Annotated in this window: 24 protein-coding genes; 18 read left to right on the top strand and 6 right to left on the bottom strand. The window is 67.9% G+C overall.

The features are described 5' to 3' along the window. Window position 1: 1 nt before the first annotated feature. The 4 genes from IAG44_RS20290 to IAG44_RS20305 are packed head-to-tail and all read left to right on the top strand — an operon-like array spanning window position 2 to window position 2,859. Complete coding sequence (locus IAG44_RS20290) at window positions 2–727, top strand: ATP-binding protein (protein WP_187748505.1); 726 nt, start codon at window positions 2–4, stop codon at window positions 725–727. 35 nt (window positions 728–762) lie between these two features. After that, window positions 763–1,173, top strand: a complete 411-nt coding sequence (locus IAG44_RS20295; RefSeq protein WP_187748506.1) for a DUF6195 family protein — start codon at window positions 763–765, stop codon at window positions 1,171–1,173. Then, entirely contained in the window at window positions 1,170–2,255 is a 1,086-nt protein-coding gene (locus tag IAG44_RS20300) for a DUF2637 domain-containing protein (RefSeq protein WP_187748507.1), read from the top strand. Before IAG44_RS20295 ends, IAG44_RS20300 begins: the two co-directional genes overlap by 4 nt. Before the next feature lie 46 nt (window positions 2,256–2,301). Beyond that, on the top strand, window positions 2,302–2,859 hold the full coding sequence (locus IAG44_RS20305) for a hypothetical protein (RefSeq protein ID WP_187748508.1): 558 nt from the start codon (window positions 2,302–2,304) through the stop codon (window positions 2,857–2,859). Window positions 2,860–2,894: 35 nt separating this feature from the next. Here the strand turns inward: IAG44_RS20305 and IAG44_RS20310 are convergent, their stop codons facing one another. Further along, entirely contained in the window at window positions 2,895–3,533 is a 639-nt protein-coding gene (locus IAG44_RS20310; RefSeq protein ID WP_187748509.1) for a PASTA domain-containing protein, read from the bottom strand. Between the two features lie 1,073 nt (window positions 3,534–4,606). Here IAG44_RS20310 and IAG44_RS20315 point away from each other — a divergent pair. Next, window positions 4,607–4,807: a DUF397 domain-containing protein gene (locus IAG44_RS20315; protein WP_187748510.1), complete on the top strand. Its 201-nt coding sequence runs from the start codon at window positions 4,607–4,609 to the stop codon at window positions 4,805–4,807. A 48-nt stretch (window positions 4,808–4,855) separates the two neighbouring features. Here the strand turns inward: IAG44_RS20315 and IAG44_RS20320 are convergent, their stop codons facing one another. Both IAG44_RS20320 and IAG44_RS44775 read right to left on the bottom strand, forming a co-directional pair. Then, window positions 4,856–5,722, bottom strand: coding sequence for a helix-turn-helix domain-containing protein (locus IAG44_RS20320; RefSeq protein WP_187748511.1), 867 nt, complete (start codon window positions 5,720–5,722; stop codon window positions 4,856–4,858). An 878-nt stretch (window positions 5,723–6,600) separates the two neighbouring features. Beyond that, window positions 6,601–6,738: a hypothetical protein gene (locus tag IAG44_RS44775; protein WP_223006798.1), complete on the bottom strand. Its 138-nt coding sequence runs from the start codon at window positions 6,736–6,738 to the stop codon at window positions 6,601–6,603. Between the two features lie 745 nt (window positions 6,739–7,483). Here IAG44_RS44775 and IAG44_RS43625 point away from each other — a divergent pair. The 12 genes from IAG44_RS43625 (at window position 7,484) to IAG44_RS20385 (ending at window position 17,756) form a co-directional block, all read left to right on the top strand. Further along, a complete protein-coding gene (locus tag IAG44_RS43625) occupies window positions 7,484–7,660 on the top strand; it encodes a hypothetical protein (RefSeq protein WP_246561929.1) in 177 nt (58 codons plus the stop codon). Window positions 7,661–7,666: 6 nt separating this feature from the next. Beyond that, complete coding sequence (locus IAG44_RS20335; protein WP_187748512.1) at window positions 7,667–8,644, top strand: C40 family peptidase; 978 nt, start codon at window positions 7,667–7,669, stop codon at window positions 8,642–8,644. 51 nt (window positions 8,645–8,695) lie between these two features. Beyond that, entirely contained in the window at window positions 8,696–9,034 is a 339-nt protein-coding gene (locus tag IAG44_RS20340) for a hypothetical protein (protein ID WP_187748513.1), read from the top strand. Window positions 9,035–9,036: 2 nt separating this feature from the next. After that, the gene (locus IAG44_RS20345) at window positions 9,037–10,284 is read left to right on the top strand and encodes a DUF8175 domain-containg protein (RefSeq protein WP_246561930.1); all 1,248 of its coding nucleotides are present in this window, start codon (window positions 9,037–9,039) and stop codon (window positions 10,282–10,284) included. Beyond that, window positions 10,265–11,788: a hypothetical protein gene (locus IAG44_RS20350; RefSeq protein WP_187748514.1), complete on the top strand. Its 1,524-nt coding sequence runs from the start codon at window positions 10,265–10,267 to the stop codon at window positions 11,786–11,788. Before IAG44_RS20345 ends, IAG44_RS20350 begins: the two co-directional genes overlap by 20 nt. A 3-nt stretch (window positions 11,789–11,791) precedes the next feature. Further along, the gene (locus IAG44_RS20355; protein ID WP_187748515.1) at window positions 11,792–13,318 is read left to right on the top strand and encodes an SCO6880 family protein; all 1,527 of its coding nucleotides are present in this window, start codon (window positions 11,792–11,794) and stop codon (window positions 13,316–13,318) included. After that, window positions 13,315–14,712 (top strand): ATP/GTP-binding protein, encoded by a 1,398-nt coding sequence (locus IAG44_RS20360; protein WP_187748516.1) that lies wholly within the window; start codon window positions 13,315–13,317, stop codon window positions 14,710–14,712. Before IAG44_RS20355 ends, IAG44_RS20360 begins: the two co-directional genes overlap by 4 nt. Further along, window positions 14,709–14,984 (top strand): DUF6238 family protein, encoded by a 276-nt coding sequence (locus IAG44_RS20365; protein WP_187748517.1) that lies wholly within the window; start codon window positions 14,709–14,711, stop codon window positions 14,982–14,984. The genes IAG44_RS20360 and IAG44_RS20365 overlap by 4 nt, the downstream gene beginning before the upstream one ends. Further along, window positions 14,981–15,169, top strand: coding sequence for a hypothetical protein (locus IAG44_RS20370; protein WP_187748518.1), 189 nt, complete (start codon window positions 14,981–14,983; stop codon window positions 15,167–15,169). Before IAG44_RS20365 ends, IAG44_RS20370 begins: the two co-directional genes overlap by 4 nt. 4 nt (window positions 15,170–15,173) lie before the next feature. Continuing rightward, window positions 15,174–16,628, top strand: a complete 1,455-nt coding sequence (locus IAG44_RS20375; protein ID WP_246561931.1) for a type IV secretory system conjugative DNA transfer family protein — start codon at window positions 15,174–15,176, stop codon at window positions 16,626–16,628. Beyond that, entirely contained in the window at window positions 16,625–17,086 is a 462-nt protein-coding gene (locus tag IAG44_RS20380; RefSeq protein WP_187748519.1) for a hypothetical protein, read from the top strand. The genes IAG44_RS20375 and IAG44_RS20380 overlap by 4 nt, the downstream gene beginning before the upstream one ends. 193 nt (window positions 17,087–17,279) lie before the next feature. Continuing rightward, the gene (locus tag IAG44_RS20385) at window positions 17,280–17,756 is read left to right on the top strand and encodes an ATP-binding protein (RefSeq protein ID WP_187748520.1); all 477 of its coding nucleotides are present in this window, start codon (window positions 17,280–17,282) and stop codon (window positions 17,754–17,756) included. Window positions 17,757–17,846: 90 nt separating this feature from the next. On the opposite strand, the gene IAG44_RS20390 is transcribed toward IAG44_RS20385, so the two are convergent. Then, window positions 17,847–18,437, bottom strand: a complete 591-nt coding sequence (locus IAG44_RS20390) for a hypothetical protein (protein WP_187748521.1) — start codon at window positions 18,435–18,437, stop codon at window positions 17,847–17,849. Between the two features lie 25 nt (window positions 18,438–18,462). Then, window positions 18,463–19,635, bottom strand: coding sequence for a NucA/NucB deoxyribonuclease domain-containing protein (locus IAG44_RS20395; protein WP_246561932.1), 1,173 nt, complete (start codon window positions 19,633–19,635; stop codon window positions 18,463–18,465). Window positions 19,636–20,189: 554 nt separating this feature from the next. On the opposite strand from IAG44_RS20395, the gene IAG44_RS20400 reads away from it, so the two are divergent. Beyond that, window positions 20,190–20,792, top strand: a complete 603-nt coding sequence (locus tag IAG44_RS20400) for a non-canonical purine NTP pyrophosphatase (RefSeq protein ID WP_187748523.1) — start codon at window positions 20,190–20,192, stop codon at window positions 20,790–20,792. Between the two features lie 21 nt (window positions 20,793–20,813). Here IAG44_RS20400 and IAG44_RS20405 read toward each other — a convergent pair whose 3' ends face one another. Beyond that, window positions 20,814–21,533 (bottom strand): class I SAM-dependent methyltransferase, encoded by a 720-nt coding sequence (locus IAG44_RS20405; RefSeq protein WP_187748524.1) that lies wholly within the window; start codon window positions 21,531–21,533, stop codon window positions 20,814–20,816. Window positions 21,534–21,540 lie beyond the last annotated feature (7 nt).

Here is a 21,540-nt window from a genome sequence, read left to right on the forward strand (position 1 = left end):
CATGGCTGAGCCTCAACTCGCCTGCCAGACACGGTCGGTGCGCCGGCTGGAGAAGATCCTCGCCGCGAAGGGAATCTCCCTGGTGCCCGACGACGACTCCTCGCCGTCCGCTGATTCCGGTCCGGGCAACCCGCGCTGGCACCACGGCGCCCGCGTCGAGTACGCGCTCGCCCGCTGGGAGTCGGCGACCCCGCCCCGGTTCCGCGACGCGCAGGCGACGCTCCCGGAGGTTCGGGCCTGGGCGGAGAGGGCGCTCGACGACCCGTCCCGCGCAGGAACGTTGCTCCTCACCGGCCTGACCGGCACGGGCAAGACGCACCAGGCGTACGGCGCTCTGCGGCACATCGCCAGCGGCGGCCCCGACCGGTTCGAGGTGCTGGCGGTGAACTCGGCCGACATGTACGGGCGGCTGCGCCCCAGCGCGGTGATGGGCGCCTCGGAGCAGGAACTCAAGCGGCTGTCGACGGTGCAGTACCTCTTCCTCGACGACTTCGGCACGTCGAAGACGTCGGAGTGGACGGAGGAGATCACCTACCGGTTGATCAACCACCGCTACAACCACTGCCTCCCGACCGTCATCACCTCCAACCTCCCGGCCCGCGACGCCGACGGCCCCGACCTGACCGACTTCGTGGGCGACCGGGTCGCCAGCCGCCTCGCCGAGATGGTCACCACGCTCGTCCCGATGATCGGCGACGACCGACGCCGCAGCCGAGCGACGGCATGAACCACCCCACCTCCCCCGGAAAGACCGCCACTCCCATGCCCCACCCCCTCATGCTCGCCGCCGCCTCGAAGCTCGTCAGGGCGGAACAACTCCGCTCCGCGGCCCGGACACAGGCGTTCCACACCTGGGGCGCCCGCGCGGCCACAGCGGCGTCGAAGCACGCCCGGCGCCTCCTTGGCGACGAGGCGGTGACGCTGAAGTGGGAAGCGCTCGGCGTCCTGCACCCGGACGACCTCCTCCAGGCGACCGCGCCCCTGGGCACCGTCGCCGGACAGCACCTGGAACTCCACTACAGCGGCGACGGCAACCACATCGAACGGCTCGCCCTGCGGCGCTCGTGCGGCACGTGCCCCGCCCAGCACCTCGACGACATCGACTCGCTCGAACACCTCGGCCGGCTGCTGGCCCGGACCCCGGCCTGGCCAACCCTGAAGGAGCAGGCGTGAACACCCCGTACAGCCTGCGCACGATGTCCGCCTGGGACCGCGCGGCGATCGTCCTCCTCGGCGCGGCCGGCTTCGCCTTCTCCTACGACGCTCTCCGCCAAGTCGCCCTCGCGATCCACGCGCGGCCTACGCTCTCCTACCTCTTCCCCGTCTTCATCGACGGCTTCATCGCCTACGGCGTGCGCGCCCTCGTCCTCCTGCGGCACAGCGGCTTCGGCGCCCGCCTGTACGCCTGGTTCCTCTTCCTCGCCGCCACCGGCTCCAGCCTCTGGGCCAACGCGCTCCACGCGATCACCCTCAACCACAGCGGCCCGTCCGGACCGTCCCCGCTCCACCTCGGGGACAACGTCGTCGGCGTCCTCTCCATGCTCGCGCCGCTCGCGCTCGCCGGGTCCGTCCACCTCTACATCATCATGGCGCGGACGGCGGAGTCGTCCGTCCCGGACCGAGCGGAAAGCCGTCCGGGACCGGTCCGCAACTGCGTGAAAGTGGAGTTCGGCGTCCCGGAAACGGCGGGCCGTCTGCACGGCCAGGACACTGGGGAGCCCGCCGTGATTCCGTCCGTTCTGCCGCCCGTCCACGAGCGCACGGACAAGGACGAAACATCGACGCCTAGCGCCGGACCTGCGGCGATGCATCACCCGGCCGACTGCGAGAACGCCCCCTTCGCGCCCCGGGAGCATGAAACGCTGGCGGAGTACGGACCGCAGGAGTCACCCGTCCCGGACGGAGAAACACCGCCTGCCGACTCGACCGATCCAGCCGACGCAGCCGACCCGGAACCGGCAGCACAGCAGAAGACCGTCCTCCCTCCCGACGACGAACCGGTCCCCGTCCCGGACGGGGAGGAGTCTCCCCAGAACCGTGAACCCGAGGACGACTGGATGAGGGACCTCCTTCCCATCGCGCGGGACGCCGCCCGGACCGCCGGACGGATCAGCCGCGACGCCATCAAGGACGCGGTCCGCGCCCACCAAGCCGTCGGCAACGACAAGCTCGGCGAGTTGGTCGCCGCCCTCAAGGAGGAGGAAGCCGCCACCCGGAGGCTGACTCCGCCGGGTCCGTCCCGGCACCTCTGGTGACCAGCCTTCTCAGAGAGAATGTCCTCATCAGCAGGAAGGAAGAGCTATGCGGCGACACCTGCTCAGCGCCGGGGACGAAGCGGCCCACCGGCACGCAGCCGAAGCCGCGGCCCAGCTCGACGCCCACCTCCGCGCGGGCGGAACCCTGATACCGGTCCCCACCCCCGGATACACCCCGGAGCCCGGCGAGACGGCCTACGCCGACGTGATGTGCACGACGGCCCGCTTCTACGCCATCGACCCCGTACAACCACCGCGCGCCGGCTACTTCGAGAACCACCCCTCCCTGGGCCGCCGCTGGGTGACCAACCGGCGGCTGGACGCCCAACGGCTCCAGCAGGCGGAAGCCCAAGCCCAGGAGCAGTGGCGCGACCACGAGTGGGCACGGGTGATCCTCACTTCCGAGGGCATCCGCATCAACCCGCCGGGCTCACCGGACACGTGGCTCCCGTTCGACCACGTCCTCCTCACCGGCCTGACGGCCGAACCCGACCGCCAGGAACTGGTGCTGTCGTACAGCGTGTGCGCACCGCTGCTTCTCGTAGGTCCAGCAGTGCCATGGTTGGTGGTGGCCCTGGGACGGTTGGTCACACCTACGTCGTAGAGACCCCGTGACCAGGCCCGACCTGCACATGAGGGTCAGCAGGATTCCCCGAACTTCACCGCGCCGAACTCAACGGGTTGCCCATCGAGTTGGGCTCCCGGCTTCGGGTTCTGGGTGCAGACCTTCCAGTTGGATTCGAGAAGGACCATCCGGCTCTCGCCGGAGACATCGTTGACGGTGATGCTGGTGGAGGCGTCGAGGGCCTGGCGGGCGACCTTGACCGACTTACCACTGAAATCAGGCATCGTCGCCCCCGCATCCTGGACAGCGCTCGCGTCCTTGGCGGGGCAGCTCTCCTCCAGCTTGACCGCCCCGAAGTCGACCTTCGTATCGGTCCGATGCTCACCGGGGGCCGGGGTCTGCGAGCAGACCTTCCAGTTCCGGTCGAAAGCCTGCATACGCCCGCGTCCGAGCGCGTCGTGTGAGGTAAGGCTGTAGAACCCTGCGGCCTGCGCTTGGTCCTGGGCGGCCTGAAGACCCTTGCCCTTCATGTCCGGCAGCGTGCCGGTCTTTGCCGGGGCGTCGTCAGCCTTCGGCGTGTCTGCTGGCATAGGAGTGCCGGGCGCCGACGCGGTGGCGCCGGTCTCCCTGCTACTGCTCACAGCCGGATTGCAGGCGGTAAGAGCCAGGAGCCCGGTGGCAGCCAGAGCGGTAACGGCGGTGCACTTGCGCATGGTTCCCCCACATTTTGGTGCTGGAGAACCAGCATGCGGCCTGCGCGCTAACCGTAGAGGCAATGTGAACATTCCGTGATGTGACGTTCGATGCCGGTGGACCAAAGAAGCGTGCAGGCGGGTCTCACGGCGGCCAGGAGGTCACGCACTATGCCGGCAGTCGACTCGTCAAGGTCGAGGGCCAGGCGGATGAACCGGCGCAACTCGCTCACCGGTCGTTCCCCTTCGCGAAGAAGGCGGTCGCTGGAACCTCAGGTCCCAGCCTCCAGGCGTCCATGATCAAGGGGAAACTTCATACAGATCCGGGTGCTGTGCTCACGCTGATCGCACAACCGCTCCAGGGCTTCTTCGGCAGTCCCCAGTTTTCAGCCGTCGCGACAGCCTCAGCTTTCCTCTGTTGGCACCCAGGAAGCGCCTTGAGGCAAAAGGGGGCGCAAATGGGGTCGCTCGGTGCGGTCGGCCAGGCTCGATGCAGCAGCGCCGCGATGTCGGCTGCTTACGCGACGGCCTGGCTCAACCTCCGTACGGCAGAGAAGACAGTCTGCGGTTCACTGGTTGCGTGGAGCCTGCAGGCCCCAGGATCGCAGCAGCTCGCGCCGCCTGCCTTACTTGCTCTCAATCCACCAGATGATCAGCGAGACGAGTCCCCCGCCCAGAGCGCGAGAGGCACCCTTCGCCGCTTGGGCGCTCGCGGTGCGCGCCCTCTTCATCCAGTTGGCCTGCGGCTTGATGCGGGCAGGCTGGCTCTCGCTGAGAGAACCGCTAGAATCCATGTGAAGCTGCCTTTCCAGAGTAGATCAACGGAGGGGCTTCGCAGAGGGAGTCCTCGGTCACTAGCTTGCCGGCTCGACCGAAGAGGCTCCCTTTGCTTATTTCGCGAAAAGTTTGAGACACGCCAAAGAATCCACCCTCCCCCCTCTCAATTAATGTCATTTCGCGGGATAAGGTATGACATTGTCGACATTTCGCCGGACAGAATACTCTTGGCAGGCGAAATACGATCATTCATAATCGCCCTGAAGTGAAGGATCCAGCACCGGTCTGCAGTGCGGAGGGGATGGAGGGTGCAGGGAATGGAAATTGAGGCTCCGCGATGGCGCAAGAGCTCATACACGGCTAACCAGGGGAATTGCGTAGAAGTCTCGTTAGGGGAAACGGTGGCGGTGAGGAACTCACATCGCCCAGTCCTGGGGCCAATCTCGGTCCACCGGGAAGCTTGGGCGCTTTTCGTCGAGTCAATTGGAATGATTGATCCGCCCGAAGCCGTCGAGTGAACGGCTGATACCCTCAGCCCTCCCCAAGTCACCGCCACCTTCCCCTTCCTACGGCAGTCCTCGCATCAAGAATTCCTCTTCCAGATCCACCGCGACATACCTCTCGACATGCCAGAAATCGTCAAGGTAGTCGCTGGGTTCCGGGGTGCCAGCCCCCGTAAAGGCCGACCTCTCGCTCAGGAGAACCTGTCCATCAGGCTTCTCCAGGTAGGCAACAAGGTCTTCCTCCTCCTCCGGGAACTGGAAGAGGACATAGGGAGACCTGAACTGCGGATAGATGCCGGACGTGAAGGGCGCCACCTTCACGGTGACATTCTCCATCTCGTTCAGAGCCAGGAGCTTCTCGTACTGGTTCTTCATGATCTTCGCGCTCCCGAGGATACGTCGCACCGCAGCCTCGTCGAGAATGAAGAACAGCTCTGCCCCATGGGTGCGCACCACGCGCTCCTGGCGCTCGAGACGCAACGCCAGCAATGCCTCGGTGTCCGAATTCTGCCCCATCGCGTTGAACATCTCCCGGGCATATTCCTCTGTCTGGAGAAGCCCGGGAACCAAGTTCGACTCGAAGTTCCGGATCCTGATGGCTGAAGACTCGAAGCTCAGATACTGCAGGAATTCTGCAGCAGCCACCCCTCGATAGCCGGCCCACCACGGTGGGCGACGTGCGGCACGGACCAACTCTGTGATCTCTTCGACCTGGGCTTCATCCTCGATCCCGTACAGGGCGAGGAGAGCACGCGAGTCTGTGAGCGTCAGACTAACTTTGCCCGTTTCAATACGATTGATCTTACTAGGTGACCAATCAAGACGATCCGCGACATCCGCGTGAGTGAAGCCTGTGCGTTCGCGGGCAGCACGCAATCGCTTTCTCAGGCGACGCCCCTGGTAGATCGGATCTTTCTGGTCGTCGGGCACTGACACGTACCTGCCCTTCTGTCTGGGGGGTCTACTGAAGGCACATCGATCCACCCCCGTGACGGCTAGCTCAGCGCCAGATAGCCAGGGGGCGCCTGTCGACACGGCCGTGGACCACCCGATAGTAGGCGTACCGTGAGGCATCCGGACGCTAGTCACTGAACCGCCGCCCAGCGGCTTGCTCCCAAGCCCTCAGGTGGCGTATGAATGGTGCCCTGTCTGTCAGCCGACGAACGATCCTCATATAAGCATTCTGCTAGGTAGCATGCTGCTAGTCCACTCCTTGTCTAAACCTCTTCGCGCAATGCAGACACCGCAGTACCGCAGGTCCCAGCAGCACACACCACTAACACCCGCGGTCCCCCACTGGCTGACAGAACGCCTCGGAAGCAGCCCTTCTCGCGAAAGCCCAGAGAACGGCACCAACGCTGATCGCTTGAATGTGGGCCCTTCCGCGACCACGATGCTGGGCGGACTCGGAGACCATGGCCAGGGTGACGGTGCGAGAGCCGGCACCTCAAGTGACGCGAATCCGCAGGTGGACGGTGAAGAACGTGGTCAATGGATCCAGTGCCCGGCCGGGCACCATAGTTCAAGGCTTCCTCGCCGTTCTGCCTCTGTGTGGCCGCCCCGGGAGCCATACGGGCATGGCTAGCGAGGGCCTGCTCGTCATCCCATACACTGCACTCGCGCAGCCGCTCCTCGTGGATCCGATAACGGCCGAACCCTGATCTACGGTGCGGAGAAGGCCCACACGAGGGTTCCCGTGCCGTCGGCAGCACCGGCTGGGACCGGTCCAAGGCCTGGATCTGCGACCTTTCGTCCGCCGAGAGGACCACCGCGCCCTCTGGCGGGTTGAAGTACAGCCCGACGACGTCTCAGACCTTCTCCATGAACAGCGGGTCCGTGCACAGCTTGAAGGTGTCCGTCAGATGCGGCTTGAGCTGGAACTTCCACCAGATCCGGTCGACGGTCGACTTCGACAGACCACTGTGTTCCGCTTTCAACCTACGCAACCAGTGGGTGGCACTCTTTTGGGGGGCTCTTCCCGCATCGTGACCACGACCGCTTCCACTTGGTCAACGCGAATCAAGTTCTGACAGCTAACAACCTCACGGTTGCCGCAGCGTCGGGCGAACTCGCTGATCAGGAACACGACTACCAAGAACGCGTTGCCTTCCGGCTCCTCGTGTGCCTTCTTCCCTCCCCTCCTGTCAGGATTCGGGAACAGCCCGCAGGAGCAGGCCCTTTGGCCTGATTCCTGCGAAGGGGCGTTGCGGTCCGCTCCCCCCTCAGGACCGCAACGCCCGCCTCCCTCTTCCTTCGGCACATCAAGGTCCTGGTTCCCTCATGCCTCCCTCCACCCCTTTTATCCGTGTTCTCTGCGGTATACCCATTGCGTTCTCTGTCGGCCTCCTCTCTGCCGGCTGCTCCGCAGCCTCCATCTCCGAGAACGCACCACCCCGGTCTCAATCCGCCGCCCCACGAACTGAGTCCGCCTCTCCCTCCTCCGACGGAGACGCGCCCAGCAGCGTCGTACCCACCGACGTAGCGGCCACGGCACGGGAGTTCACCAGGGCGTACGCCGGGCACGATGCGCGTGTTGGCGGTGATGTCTCGTACGCGGACGCTGGAGAGCGCGCAGCGAAGTTCGCGGCCGGTGATCTGGCGGAAGCCCTCGTCCAGAAGCGCCCGGGGCAGGACGCTCCCTGGGCGGCCCTGCGTGCCGGACAGGCCCGGCAGTCCGTCACAGTGACCTCGGTGGAGGTTCCGGACGGCGCCCCCGCCGTCACCTCGTCGAGTGCGCTCGTCCGCGTCAGCTACGTCCTAACGACGACCCCGAGGCCCGGCGCCCCGCTGCTCAGCCGCGAACAGCTCGCGTTGCGTCTGGAGCGCACCTCCGCCGGCTGGCGGGTCGTCGCGTTGCCCTGGGCGTGACGGCGGATGGCGAAGAAGACCGTGCAGGTGGTGCTCGGCCTGGTCGTCGCGATGGTCCTTTCCGGTGTCGCCCTGTTGGCGACCTTCGGCGGTGCGGACAGCGCGTCCGCGCAGGAGACCGGCTCCGGTGGTGAAGTCGCTGCGAACGCCGGCGTCCCGACCTCAGTGCGGGCCCTCGTCAGCAAGTACGCGGGGAAGTGCCCCCAGGTCACCGCGTCGTTGCTGGCCGCCCAGCTCTACACCGAGTCGCACTTCGACGCGAAGGCGAAGAGCCCGGTGGGTGCGTTGGGGATCGCGCAGTTCATGCCCGGGACGTGGTCGGTGTACGGCGTGGACGGGGACAGCGACGGGGTCAAGGACGTCTTCAACCCGGCGGACGCCGTCGCCGCGCAGGCGGCCTACGACTGTGTCCTCGCGAAGGAAGTCGAGTCCGTGCCGGGGGACTCGACGGACAACATGCTCGCGGCGTACAACGCGGGCGGCGGTGCGGTGCTGAAGTACGGGGGCGTCCCGCCGTACTCGGAGACCCGGAACTACGTGAAGGCGATCCGGGATCTGGCCGCTAAGTGGGCTGCCAGCAGCCCGAGTTCACCGGCGGGCAAGGGTGCGGCTGCCGCCATCGCCGCCGCGAGGACCGCGCTGGGGAGCTGGTACCGGTGGGGCGGCGACTGCGCGCCGCCGTACATCGGGCAGAACGGCTGTGACTGCTCGTCGCTCACCAAGATGGCGTGGAGCCACGCCGGGGTGAACCTCCCGCGGGTCACCTACGACCAGGTCCACGCGGGGACGGCGGTCAAGACCATCTCCCAACTCCGGCCGGGGGACCTGCTGTTCAGCGTTCCCGGCGCTTCGGGGCCGGAGCACGTCGGCATGTACATCGGTGACGACCAGGTCATCGAGGCGCCGCACACCGGCGCTCAGGTCCGGATCAAGCCCCTCAGTTTCTGGGCGCCGCAGGTGATCGCCATGCGGCACATCGGCTGATTTCTCAGCACCTCACTTCTCTTAACTCACCTACATCTCAAGGGACTTCACATGCATGCCCTCTTCTCTGCGGTCTCCGAACCGTCCCTTCACCCCTCACTCGCGGCCGGCATCGACACGGTGTCCGGCGTGAAGCCGGACTGGGGGCCGTTCTCGACGCTCGGGAACACCGCGAAGGTGATTCTCGGCGTCATCGCCGCCGTCGTGCTTGCCGCGGGTGTCGGGGCGTTCCTGGTCGGGCTCGGGAAGTCCAAGGGGTGGGTGGGCGAGGGCCACTCGACGATGGACAGTTCGCGGGGCAAGGGGATGATGGTCGGCGGTCTCGTCTGTGTCTTCCTCGTCGCGTCCCTGGGCACCCTCGTCACCATCACGTACGGGATGGGTGTGTGACCGTGGGTTCCTCTCGTCCGGCTCGTGAGAAGAGTACGAAGCTGTGGACCGTCGGCGCCGGGATCGTCGCGGCGCTCACGGTCTGTGGCCTCACGGCGACCGTCCTCACCGGCTCCAACTCATCCACCTCAACGCCCAGTTCGACTCCGGTCGTCGTCGCGCCGTCAAGCGGCGGGACTCGGGGCCAGAGCACCGACGGTGTGCCGGTCGGCTACCCGCGCACCGAGGCCGGCGCGAAGGCTGCCGCCGCCAACTACGTCACCGTCAGCGGCAGTTCCTCCTTCCTTGCCGACAAGGCCGTGCGGCATCGCGCGATCCGGGTCATGTCCTCCGCGCGCACGGCGGCAGACGCCATCGAGGAGGCCGACCGCTCCGCCGGTTCCTCCGGCAGGAAACCGGCCGTCGCGCGGACCGGTGTCCTCGCCGCCCACGTCCTCGGTTTCGATATCCACAAGGCCACGGTCCACCTGTGGACAACTACCGTGCGTGGAAGCGCGGTCGGAGCCACGTCGCCCCAACTCGCGTTCCGTTCGGTCACGGTCGGGCTCGTCTGGGAGCGCGGCGACTGGAGGGTGTCGAGCAGTTCCTCCGGTCCCGGCCTGGTGGCACCGGTCGACGTCCGGCAGACGGTGAACGTGGCCGGGGACTTCGTGGACTACACAGCAGGTCAGGCCGTAGATCCCGTGGTCAGCGGCGTAGTGGGGACCGATGGGTTCCCGGCGTCGTACGCCCGGACGGCGGCGGGTGCGCGTGCTGCGGCGACCAGCGCGGCCCAGTTGTACGGCGATCCGCGTTTCTTCACGGACAGTTCGTGGCGCCACCGGATGCTCGCCGCGACGGCCTCGCCGGACACCCTCGACTCGACCAGAACCGACTCGGACTCAACAGCGCGCCTGGTTGTGGACAACCGAGGTCTCGGTGCCGACGGGAAGACCTCGGACGGGTCGCCGCTGGTCACGAGGACGGCGGTGCTCGGTGTGCGGCCGGTGTCGTACTCGGAGCAGGCCGCGAGCGTCGAGTTGTGGACGGCGTCGGTGGGCGGGATCGCCGGGGACGACGAGACGCAGCGTCCCCGGATCGCCTTTCTGCGGATGACGGTGGACCTGGTGTGGGGCGGCGGCAGTTGGAGGACGACGGCGGTGACGCCGGGGGAGCCGCTGGTTCCGTCGTTCTCGGCGACCGAGCCGGCGTCGGCAGCGGAGCGGTTCGCCGAGGTGGGGGGTGTGGACGATGCGCCTGCGACTGCGTGAGGACGCGCCGGGACTGCTCACCGTCGTACGCACCGGGTCAATAAGCGGGTGGGGGCGCCGAGTTCAGACGATCGCCGTCGTCAATGTCGTCGTCGCGTTCCTCTTCGTGCCGTCGGCGGTGGCGAACCCGTTCTGCTACATCCCGATGGTCTGCGAGGTGAAGGCGGCCGTCGACTTCGTGCAGGACCCATTGGGGTTCCTGCTCCAGAAGCTGACGGAGGCGAACATCTGGTTCCTCCAGAAGATGCTGGAGCTGATCCAGAACACGACGAAGGTCGACCTGACGTCGGCGGCGTTCCTGAAGCAGTACGCCATCATCTTCGCGTTCAGCTCGCTGATCACGGTCGCCCTGTGGCTGATCGCGGTCGGCAAGCGGGCCGTGCGAGGTGTGGGGCTGACCGCCGCGGTCGGGGAGGCGGTGGGCTTCCTGGTGCTCCAGTTCTTCGTCAACGCGATGACGCCCGCATTCATGGCGCTGCTGATGCGGGCGATCGACGAGGTGACGGACGTCTTCGAGCCGTACGCGACGGCGAACTTCAAGCCGTTCCTGGAGAACGTCCTCAAGGTGATGGCGGCGGAGCCCAACGAGGGTGTCGGGGTGCTGATCGTCGTCAACCTGATCATGCTGTGCGGTGCTCTGCTGATGTGGGTCGAGCTGCTGGTGCGGGGTGCGGCCATCTACGTCGCGGTCGCGCTGGGGCCGGTGGTGAACGCCGGTCTCGTGGACCGGGATCTGTGGGGCAAGAGCAAGAAGTGGTTCGGCGCGGTGTTCGCGATCGGGCTGTCGAAGCCGATCCTGTTCGCGCTGCTCGGTCTCGGCGGGGCGATCCTCAGCGATTCGACCGGGAGCCTGTCCGACACGGCGTCCAAGACGCTGGTGGGTGCGCTGATTCTCCTCGCGGCGGTCTTCGCGAGCGCCACGCTCTACAAGTGGCTTCCGGCGTTCGGGGACGAGATGGCGCAGCTGCACCACGACCGGAAGTCCATGCAGTCCTCGGGTCCGGCCGCCGCCGTCGACGGCCCCGCGCAGCACGCGAACCGGGCCATGGGGATGCACCTCCAGGACTCCATGGTCGGCGGGCGGTACGGCATGGCCGTAGGGCCAAGAGCCTCAGCCACTGCGGGCGGTCGTGCCGGGACGGCCAGCGCCAAGGCGATGACCGGCTCCAGCGCGAGTGCCGCAGGTGCCGCCGGTCCGGTGGGGATCGGGGTCATGGTCGCAAAGGCCGGTGCCGACGCGGTGAAGAGCAAGGCGGCGAGTTCTCCCGGAGCGCAGGCATCGGGTGCTCCGGCTGCCGCTCGGCCTCAGGGCAACGGCTCCGACTCGGTCGTGGGGCCCACCGGGCGGGGAGCACCGGCTCCCGTGCGTGGCCGGGCGCCGGGCAACCCGATGTCGTCGAGTCCGCCATGGCCTCCGGCAGCGCCGCCGCCGTCACCTCCCGCCCCACGGCTTCCCGTGAGCGGCCCTCCCCTCACCCCTCTGCCCACCGACAAGGACACCTAGCTCATGGCAACGCGCACGTATCAGTTCGGAAAGCACCGCCCCACCGGCCTCGTCGGCCGCCGTGACCTCGGCGAACAGGCCGTCCTCGGCGGGGGCGCCGGGATCGGCGTCCTGGGCGGCTTCCTCTTCAACGGCGTCCCGGTGCTCGCCGGGGCCGCCCTCGTCGTCCCGATCGTGACGGCGCTGCTGCTCGTCTACCTGCCGTACCGGCCCAAGGGCACCGCGCAGCGCCGAACGGTCTACCGCTGGTGGCGGATCAGCCGGTACCACCGCAAGGCGCTCGCCCGCACCGGCGGGGTGTGGGTCTCCCCGGCCATCGAGGCCGGCGTACGACGGGACGGGACTCCGCCGGACGCCGCCCTGGTGAGCCCGGAGGGGGTCGCCGGGATGACGTGGGTGGCAACGACCGTACGCGGGCAGCGCGCGGTGGTCGTCCTCCAGCCGGAGGCCGGGTGCGTGACCGCGACGCTCGAAGTCGCCTCGCCGGGGCTGGGCGGCAAGGAGGTGGGCGAGCAGGTCGTGGCGCTGGAGCGCTGGGGTGAACTGCTCGACGCGTTCGGCAACACCGAGGAGCACCCCGTCAAGCGCATCCAGGTGCTGGCCCGGCAGATGAAGAGCGACCCGCACGCGCATCAGCGGTTCGTCGCCCAGCGGGACGCCTCCCGGGCGACCGCCGGCGTCCCGCCGTGGCTGAAGGAGTCGTACGACGTGCTCGCCGATGCCGTGTCGACCTCGGCGGAGGAGCACCGCTACTACGTCACCGCGCACGCCCGCTTCACCCGCGACCTGGCGGCCGACGGCGCGTCCCGGGGCGTCGGTGACGAAGGGGTCGCCGCCGCGATGGCCGCTTGCATGGAGGAGCTGTGGGCGCGGTGCGAGGACGCCGACCTGTCGGTGGTGGCGCCGCTGGACGAGGGCCGGATGACGGCGTTCATCCGCAACAGCTACGACCCCGACCACCCGATCTGGGACACCGGCCTGGCCCGGCCGCACGCCTTCCCCCGCAACGTCGACGTCCGCAGCGGCACCCACGTCGCGACCCGCGCGGCGGGTTCGACCGGCAGCTGGTTCCACGCGACCGCCGCCGTCACCCACTGGCCTTCCACGCCCGTCGGCCCGGACTTCCTCTCGCCGCTGCTGATCGGGATGCCGGACGTCATCCGCACGATCGCGATCACCCAGGACCTCGAACCCAACGACAAGGCCGTGGACCGGATGCTCGCCGAGGACACCAACAACCAGGCCGAGATGCACCGTGACCGCCAGCGCGGCAAGAACATCGACCCGCGCGACGTGATCGCGGCCGACGCCACCGGCTCCCGCGGCATGGCCCTGGCCGCCTCGGGCGCCGCCGGCGCCTCCGTCGTCGGCTACATCACCATCTCCGCACGCAGCGCCGCCGAGCTGGAGAAAACCAAGCGCACCACCGCGTCCCGCGCGCGCAACGCGCACCTGCGCATCGAATGGCTCGACCTGGAGCACGCCCGCGCGTTCACCACCACCCTGCCGTTCGCCGGAGGCATCAAGTGACCCTGCTGACCCCCTCGTACGAGACCGTACGGCGCCCCCTGCACACGGAGACGACGACCAGCCAGGCCCTCTACCTGCCGATCGCGCCGCCCACCCTGGGCACGGCAGGCGCGATCGTCGGCCGGGAGCTGTACTCCGGAAAGGCGTTCGTGTACTGCCCGTTCAGCGCCTTCGGGGACGGGCTGCCCGGCGGCAACATGATCGTGCTCGGCGACACCGGGCGCGGGAAGAGCGCGCTGACCAAGACGTACGCAGCGCGGCAGATCCGGCTCGGGCGCAAGGTCGTCGTCCTGGACACGAAGGAGCAGAAGGAGCGCGAGGAGGGGGAGTGGGCGGCGCTCGGGCGCTCGCTCACCGGATCGGCGCCGGTGCGGTTCGCTCCCGGCGGGGGTGCGGGGTCCTCCTGCATCAACCCGATGGACCCGGCGATCGCGGGCAAACGACAGGTCGAGCTGGTCCGCACGATCGTCGAACTCGGCTTGGGCCGCCCCCTCGACGAGTTCGCCGGCTCCGCCCTACGGCTCGCGATCCACCGCGCGCACGAGCGCGCCGCTCTGGACGGCCGCACGCCGGTCCTCGCCGATGTCGCCGCCGCTCTGCGCTCCCCCGACCTGGCGGACGCCGAGGTGAAGAAGCGGACCTGGGAGGAGCTGCTGGGGGACGGGCTGGAGGCGTCCTACGTCCTGGACCGGCTGTGCGGCACCGGGACCGGGGATCTGGTCGGGATGCTCGACGGTCCCACCAGCCTGAGCATCGACCTCGACGCCGACATGGTCGTCTTCGACCTCACCAAGGTCCCCTCCGGGGGCGTCGCGATGACGATCCTCGTCGCGGTGATCTCCGTGTTCCTGGAGGAGGTGTGGCTGCGGGCGGCGTGCGAGTGCGGCGCCGAACCGGGACGGCACGAGCGGCGGATCGTGGACGCCAACTCCGGTGCTTGGGAGCTGGGTTCGTGCGCGGCGACCGGGTGTGCGCGCTACACGCAGCGCAAGCGCATCCTCGTCTGCGAGGAGGCGTGGCACATCCTCGGGACGCCCCAACTCGCCGCGCTGCTGGAGAAGTTCCTCAAGTTCGCGCGCGGGTACGGGCTGTCGTGCATCTTCATCGTCCACCACCTCAGCGACATCGACGACAGCCCCGAGACGCAGGCCGCGCTGAAGATGGCGGACACCGTCGTCGTGTACTCGATGAAGAAGGCGGAGGCCGAGGACACCGTCAAGCGTCTCGGGCTTCCCGCGTGGACGGCGGAGCACATCATGCGGCTGCGGCGCGGGGTCGCGCTGTGGAAGGTCGGGGAGGTCATCTACCCCGGTGTGCAGCACCTGTTGACCGAGGCGGAGCAGCATCTGTGCTTCTCCAGCGGCTCGATGACCGATCTGGCGACGACGGCATGAGCGCCGTCGTCCGGGAGGACATCGATCTCCTGCACTCCGAATGCCTCGCGCTCGCCCGGCGCACCGCCCGTCTCGCCGCCGAACTCGACCGCGGGATCCACGCGGCGACCGCCGGGCGGCTGTACGGCGCGGTCCGCGAGATCTGGCAGGCGTCGGAGCTACTGCACGCCGCGTTCCATCACGCGCCGTCGGACGGGCCGTCGATCGCGCGGCTGTGCGGGCGACGGATGCGCTACCTCGCCGCCCGCGCCTCACGCAGGAGGTCCCGGTGAACGCCGTCGCGGTCGCGCTGTACGGCCTGGCCGCGCTGTGCGCGATCGCCCTCCTGGCCCTGTGGGTGTCCTCGGTGCGGAGCCGGCGCAACGCCGGGTTCGCGTCCAAGGCACAGCTGCGGCGGCAGTTGTCCGCCAAGGCTGTCCTGCGCGCCACGGAGATCCGCCCCTCCCTCCTCCCTTGAACACATGGAGCACCAACTCATGCACGACCCGTACGACTTCGGATACTCGCTCGGCATCTCCCAACGCCCCAAGGGCGTCCCCCTGTGGTCCCGCGCGGACAAGGCATGCCGGGTCATCGGCCCGATGGGCAGCGGGAAGACGCTGCGGCTGTTCGCTCCGCTGATCCGCGAGTGGCGCGGTCCGGTCCTGGCGACGTCGACGAAACCGGACCTGGTGGAGTACACCCTCGACGCCCGGCGGACCGGGGACCGTCCTGTGTTCGTCTTCGACCCGCAGAACATCGCGCCGTCCCTCCCCCGCTTCCGGTGGCAGCCGATCGACGGCGCCGACGACACGCAGATCGCGATGATGCGGGCCAAGGCGCTCGTCGCCGGTTCCCGGACGCCGGGCTCCGCGCGGCAGTCGTCCGAGGGCAGCGCCTTCTACCGGGGCCAGGCCGCCAAGGTCCTCGCCGCGCTCCTGCACGCCGCAGCCCTCGACGGCGCCGGCCTCGACCACGTCCTGCGCTGGGCGCGCAAGCTCACCGATCCGGCCCCGCTGGGCATCCTCACCGCGCACCCCGGCGCGGGTCCCGGCTGGGCCGACATGCTGCGCACCTCCACGAGCGGCGACAGCCGCACGGTGGGCAACACCGCCGTGACGCTCGAAGCCGCGCTGGAGCCCCTGGTCCACGAGAGCGTCCTCGACGCGCTGCGGGGCGGGAAGGGGGAGGCGCCGACGGACTTCCGGGCGGTCCTCGACGCGGGCGGCACCGTGTACCTGCTCGGCAAGGACTCCGAGGCCAACTCCATCGCCCCGCTCACCACCGCCCTGACGGAAGACCTCCTGGACATCGCCGAGTCCCACGCCGTCGCCTCCCCCTCGGGCCGCCTCGACCCGCCCCTCCTCGGCGCGCTCGACGAGGCCCCCAACATCGCGCCGATCCCCTCCCTGCGCCAACGCGTCGCCGACGGACGCGGACGCGGCATCACCGTCGTCTACGGCCTCCAGGGCTGGGCCAGCGCCCGCGCCCGCTTCGGCGACGACACCGCCGACGAACTCGCCAGCTTCACCAACCACGTCCTCGTCTTCGGCGGCGCCAAGGACCCCGGCTTCCTCAAGGACATGTCGGAGCTGTGCGGCCAGGTCGAACGCGTCCGCACCACCCGCACCACCACGACCGGAGACCGCGGCGGCGAATCGACCGCCACCCACACCGCCCTCGAAGCCGTCCTGCGCGGCGACGAGATCAAGGCGCTGTCCGAGGGCCACGCGCTCCTCCTCGCCGACAACCTCCCGCCCGTCATCACCCGCCTCGACGGCATGTGGACCTGGGACACCTGGGACGAGATCCAAGGCCACGTCAGGGAGTTGCGGAAGGCGAACGAGGCCGAGCGGCTGAAACAGGCGGTGGAGAAGGGACGCCGGGCTGCGGCGCACGCCAAGGCGTGGCGGCACCGGCAGGACACGGCCGCGTGAGCGCGTTCCCGCTGTTCCCCGAACTCCCCGCAGCAGTCGCCGAGTACGCCGCCGCGCGGACCACCGACATCAACTCCCTGAGCAACCCGCCCCCGTGGGACCTCGGCGCCCTCCCCCGTGACGTCCTCGAACCGGTCCTGGTCTGGCTCGACGCGGTCTGCCGCTGGCTGAACCAGACCTACGCCTGGCAACCCCACCAGGTCATCCCGCCCTGCTGGCAGCAGCACCAGCACCTCGCGTACGAGATCGCCGCGCTCGCCTTCACCCGCACCGACACCACCACCGACCCCGGCGCCGCGATCATCTGGCACGAGCAGTACGACCGCTTCCTCCACCGTATGAACAACACCCTCGGCAAGAACGGCGACGACTGCCGCGTGGGACGCCACGAACCACGCCCGGCACGCTTCGCGCTCTCCGCCTGGCCTCTCGAAAACAAGTCCGACGAACCGAGTTGATCCGTAGAGCAGCCGGGTACGGTCCGGGATAGACGGCCGTGCCGTTGCCGAAACGGCAGGAGCTCATAGCACATCTCGCCGGATGGTCAAGGTAGTTCGGTCAGACTTCCTACGGACAATCTGTCCTCACACAGTCCTTGCCCGGTGGAATTCTTCTTTCCTCCGAAGCCGCCCCCGAGGTGAGGATGCCGCCATGCCACGTCGCGATCCCCAACATCCGACGTACGAATTCACGGTCCCGGCCACCATCGAAGCGGTTCCGACCGCGCGCCGCCGCGTCGTCACGCTGGCCCGACGCCTCGGCCTCGCCCTTTCGGACGACCTGCTGGACACCATCGAGCTGCTGGCCGGCGAGATCATCGCCAACGCGGTCCTCTACTCCGGCGAAGCGTGCGAGGTTTCCGTTACACGGACCTCGAAGAGCCTTCGTGTCGAAGTCACCGACACAAACCTGTCGTTGCCGGTCGCGACAAAAGCCGAAGCGGACGACGAAAGCGGACGAGGTCTTCTTCTGGTCGACGCGCTCGCGGGTAGCTGGGGGGCACAGCCGAGCCCTTCGGGAAAAACGACATGGTTCGAGATCATGTCTCCGAACTCGGTGGACACACAGCAAACCGAACGACTGGCATTCGAATCAACGGCCGCAGGGAATCACCATCAGGCCGCTTGATAAACGCTCTCGGTTAATGAGCCCCCTGCAGTCAGACCACGCGGACGTTCGTGTGGGGACGAGGCGTCTCAACACCCCATCCCCACACGTTCAGTTGTCGTGACGACGCAGTCTGGCCGAGGCTTTGCTCCTCCACGTCTCTTCCGAAGCAGGGAGCGAGGGTTCCTCGGGTTGGTTCGACGCCGCTTCACGAAGACTCTCGCCGTAGCGGTCACTCCGCTTGTGCACAAGATCCGGCTCAGCCGGTCCGGGCCAGATCTGGAGGAGGTAGTCCTCCAGCGGCTCGGCGGTGTGGGCGTCGCCGGCCCGGTCGCGTCCGCGCGCGTGAACCCGTACCCGGTAGGGCCCAGGGCCGTACGGGGTCAACACGGGCAGGTCCGCAGGCTCGTTCATCAGCGAGGAAATCCTCATCTGCCCGGAGAGGGACTGGACACTGTGGTCCAGGACTTCGTCCCACTCCTCGGTCTCCACGTGTGCCACAGGTTGCGCGTGCACCTCGACCGTCAGGTTCACCACACCGCTGTTGGAGCCGACGACCACGACGGCCAGCCCCGGCCTGGAGAAGATCAGCCCGTTCTCCGGGCGGAACGAAGGCTGGTCGTGCTGTCCGGCATCCGCGAGGTGGAAGGTGTGGTACTCCACCCGCGCCCGCTCAGACGCTGTCACAACGGGTTCGCTCATACCTGGCATGGTAGAAGGCGCATTCTCAGGTAGTGATCCACACGTAGAACGGGTCGTTCTCGATGACCCGGTTGTCGATGTAGAAGCGGTTCAGAAGGCTGCCACCGCTGCTGTTCTCCGACACCGGGATCATGCACGCACTCCACCCGTTCGGGCCGACACGGCTGCTGAGCGCCGAGATCTGGCACCAGCTGAAGGTACGGCCCGGATAGGGCGTCGGCTGCCCCACAGAGCCGGTGTAGGCCCCTTGCCAGGTCGAGCGGAACGGGTACTCATCGCAGCTGTAGCCCGTCGGGCGCGGGTAGCCGCCGTCGGCGAACTGCGGGCACGCGGTATCCCCGTTCTTGTCACGATTGGTCGCATCGGTCAGCCGACGAAGGGGCTGGCCGTTCGGATAAGCACCCGGAAGTCCAGACGTCTGGGCCTCCTGGATGTGGCGCGCGTAGTTGGGGTTTCGTCCGGTGAGGCTGACGACGTGGACGGCGGGGTAGGCCGGGACAACGCATCCGACCGCGGTTGTACCGGGGACGGCGTTGTCGCAGCGGACATTGAACGGCGGTTCCGTCGTGACACCGAGAGGCTGGACCGTCCAAGTCGGGTTGGCAAAGCGGTAGTTGACCTTGGTGCGGCCTTCGCCCTTGGCACCCGCAGCGGTGACCGTCGTCTTCGGCAGGATGTCGCCGAAGGCAAGGCCGGTGTCGTTCACCGGCTGGCTCGGGAAGTCGATGTCCCCGGAAGCGAGGGTGCAGGCCCCCGTACAGGTTCCGCCCCCGCTGACGGTGGTGCCGCCGATCGTTCCCCAGCCGTCGGTCTTGTCGATCGCCACCTGGTGCGCCCAGTACGGGGCATCGGCTCCGGTATACAGCAAGTCAGCCTGGATGTAGGACAACTGGCCTGTGAGCCGACCGGTCCTGACGTCAACGACGTTGAGTGTCCAGACCGAGATCGCGCATGCGTCGGTGCGGGTGTACCACCATGTGCCGTCGCCGGTCGCCAGGTCGTAGCAGTAGTCCGGGAGAGGCACGGGCGTCCTGTCAGCCAGTGCCGACAGGTCACGGGCGGTGACTTCACCCTTCCCGCCCGGCTTTATGCAGGCGGCGTTCGTTTTGCCGTTCTCGACCGCGAGGGCACCTGATTCAATTTGGCTCTCAAGCCGGGCGCAGTCGGCGGCTAAGGACGCGGTCCGCAGCGTCGGCAAGGCTGATTTCGGCGCCGGAGATGGTGCCGCTTCCCTCGTGGCCACGCGCTCCGGGGCTACGGACGGAGATACCGGTTCAGCAGCTACAGCTTGAATCGGCATGAGCGCGAGCGCTATTCCAGTGAGTCCTGCTCGTATCGATGATCTCATCGGTTCCCTTCACGGCGACGGAAGTGCAGACCAATCTCAATTTGGCCCACAAACACCAGGGACACTAGGCGAGAGATCTTCAAAATAAAGGCCATATGCAGACGCTGTCCGAAATCGAGTTCGACCGCGGGCAGTTCAGGCCAGACCGTAACGTCCTGCCCAAGATACTCAGAATGTGTTACGGCGCTCCCGTCAGATGGCGTCGCGCCACCAGCATCGACAGGTGACGGCGTGTTCAACTTGCGCACCTCAGCGGTGACTCCACCTACGCTGAGCACCTACAGGAGCCCTTACTGGCAACTGCGCTCTGTATCCGATTTGCGCTTTAAGCAACTTCTCGTCCCTCAACCCAACCGGGCATCCTGGCTTCGCTTCGCCCTCTCACCCCTTGAAGGAGATTCGCCATGTCGGGCTTGAAACTGGCCATGTGCACAGGGAACTCGGGCAAGTTCCGCACGGCTCAGGAACACCTCGCCCCGTGGGGCATCGAGGTGGAGCAGGCGGTGGTGGACCTGGACGAGATCCAGACGACGTCGGTCGCGGAGATCGCCCGGCACAAAGCCCGACAGGCGTTCGCGGCGATCGGGCGCCCCCTGTTCGTGGAGGACTCGGGCTTCTACATCGAGGAGTTCGGCGGCTGGCCGGGGCCGATGGTGAAGCAGGCGCTGGAGGCGTTCGGCCCCGAGGGGTTCACGCACCTCGCGGACCGCACGGCGACGCGGGCGTGCCGGTTCGCCAGTGCCGCTGTGTACGTCGACGCGGAGGGCGCCCTGCACACGTTCGCCGACGACTCCCGCAAGCCCGGCACCATCGCGAAGGTGCCGGACCGGGGCAGCGGTGAGCGTTCCTGGTCCGACCTGTGGTCGATCTTCGTCCCAGAGGGCGCCACGACGACGCTCGCGGCGCTCCCGGAGGCCGAGCAGGAGCGGGTGTTCGCCGAGTGGCGGACGACGTCGGTCGTCGCGGCGCTCGGCGCGTGGCTGGCCGAGAACCCGCCTCGAGCCTGACCAACCTCCGCCCCCTGGGGGTTACTTGGCGGCGACCACGTACACGCTGGCCCACTCCCGCTTGGGGTTGGCAATCTGAGGGTCGAACTCCCAGGGTTCGACCGTCGCGAACCCGGCCTCGGTGAAGAGCTGGACGAGTTTGTCGTGGTCGTAGGCCCAGTAGTGAGGGTGGTAGACGGGATCGTCGTCCTGGTCGCGGAAGACGTAGTTGATCAGGTCGAGGTGGGTGTTGATGTGGTCGAGGCAGTCGCGTTTCCCGTACCACTTCTTGAGCAGTGTGCGGGTGTCGGCGTCGCCGGAGGGGTAGCGGGTGAGGACGAAGCCGGCGTCGGGGACGCCGGTGACGACCCTCCCTCCGGGAGCAAGGACGCGGTGGGCCTCGCGGGCGTAGTGCTTGGCGGAGTTCGGGTAGTCGATGTGTTCCAGGAAATGCTCGGAGAACAGGTCGTGGACGGTGTTGTCGTGGAGGGGTATCCCTTCGCGGATGTCCCACAGGAGGTCGGCCGGCGGAACGGCGTCGATGTTGAAGTAGCCGTCGATGCGGTGGGCGCCGCCGCCGATCTGGACCTTGCGGGGCGCGTCGTCGATCCGGCCGTCGGGCCACGCCTTCAGCGCGGCGGTGTGGGTGCGGTGGACATCGAGTTCCTTGAGCGCGGCGCGCAGGGCGCGGGCGAGGCCGTGGGTGGTGGTCGGCTGCCGCAGAAGCTCGGCGATCTGCTCGGCCACGGTGTCAGCGGTCACGTCGGTG

It is taken from the genome of Streptomyces roseirectus (assembly GCF_014489635.1).
Classification (GTDB): Bacteria; Actinomycetota; Actinomycetes; order Streptomycetales; family Streptomycetaceae; genus Streptomyces; species Streptomyces roseirectus.

Coding starts and splice junctions, on each gene's coding strand:
- IAG44_RS20340 (WP_187748513.1), top strand. CDS start 8,696: ATGCATGCCCTCTTCTCTGCGGTCTCCGAACCGTCCCTTCACCCCTCA.
- IAG44_RS20315 (WP_187748510.1), top strand. CDS start 4,607: ATGGAAATTGAGGCTCCGCGATGGCGCAAGAGCTCATACACGGCTAAC.
- IAG44_RS20305 (WP_187748508.1), top strand. CDS start 2,302: ATGCGGCGACACCTGCTCAGCGCCGGGGACGAAGCGGCCCACCGGCAC.
- IAG44_RS20290 (WP_187748505.1), top strand. CDS start 2: ATGGCTGAGCCTCAACTCGCCTGCCAGACACGGTCGGTGCGCCGGCTG.
- IAG44_RS20400 (WP_187748523.1), top strand. CDS start 20,190: ATGTCGGGCTTGAAACTGGCCATGTGCACAGGGAACTCGGGCAAGTTC.
- IAG44_RS20375 (WP_246561931.1), top strand. CDS start 15,174: ATGGAGCACCAACTCATGCACGACCCGTACGACTTCGGATACTCGCTC.
- IAG44_RS20385 (WP_187748520.1), top strand. CDS start 17,280: ATGCCACGTCGCGATCCCCAACATCCGACGTACGAATTCACGGTCCCG.
- IAG44_RS20295 (WP_187748506.1), top strand. CDS start 763: ATGCCCCACCCCCTCATGCTCGCCGCCGCCTCGAAGCTCGTCAGGGCG.
- IAG44_RS20365 (WP_187748517.1), top strand. CDS start 14,709: ATGAGCGCCGTCGTCCGGGAGGACATCGATCTCCTGCACTCCGAATGC.
- IAG44_RS20355 (WP_187748515.1), top strand. CDS start 11,792: ATGGCAACGCGCACGTATCAGTTCGGAAAGCACCGCCCCACCGGCCTC.
- IAG44_RS20350 (WP_187748514.1), top strand. CDS start 10,265: ATGCGCCTGCGACTGCGTGAGGACGCGCCGGGACTGCTCACCGTCGTA.
- IAG44_RS20390 (WP_187748521.1), bottom strand. CDS start 18,437: ATGAGCGAACCCGTTGTGACAGCGTCTGAGCGGGCGCGGGTGGAGTAC.
- IAG44_RS20310 (WP_187748509.1), bottom strand. CDS start 3,533: ATGCGCAAGTGCACCGCCGTTACCGCTCTGGCTGCCACCGGGCTCCTG.
- IAG44_RS20335 (WP_187748512.1), top strand. CDS start 7,667: ATGGCGAAGAAGACCGTGCAGGTGGTGCTCGGCCTGGTCGTCGCGATG.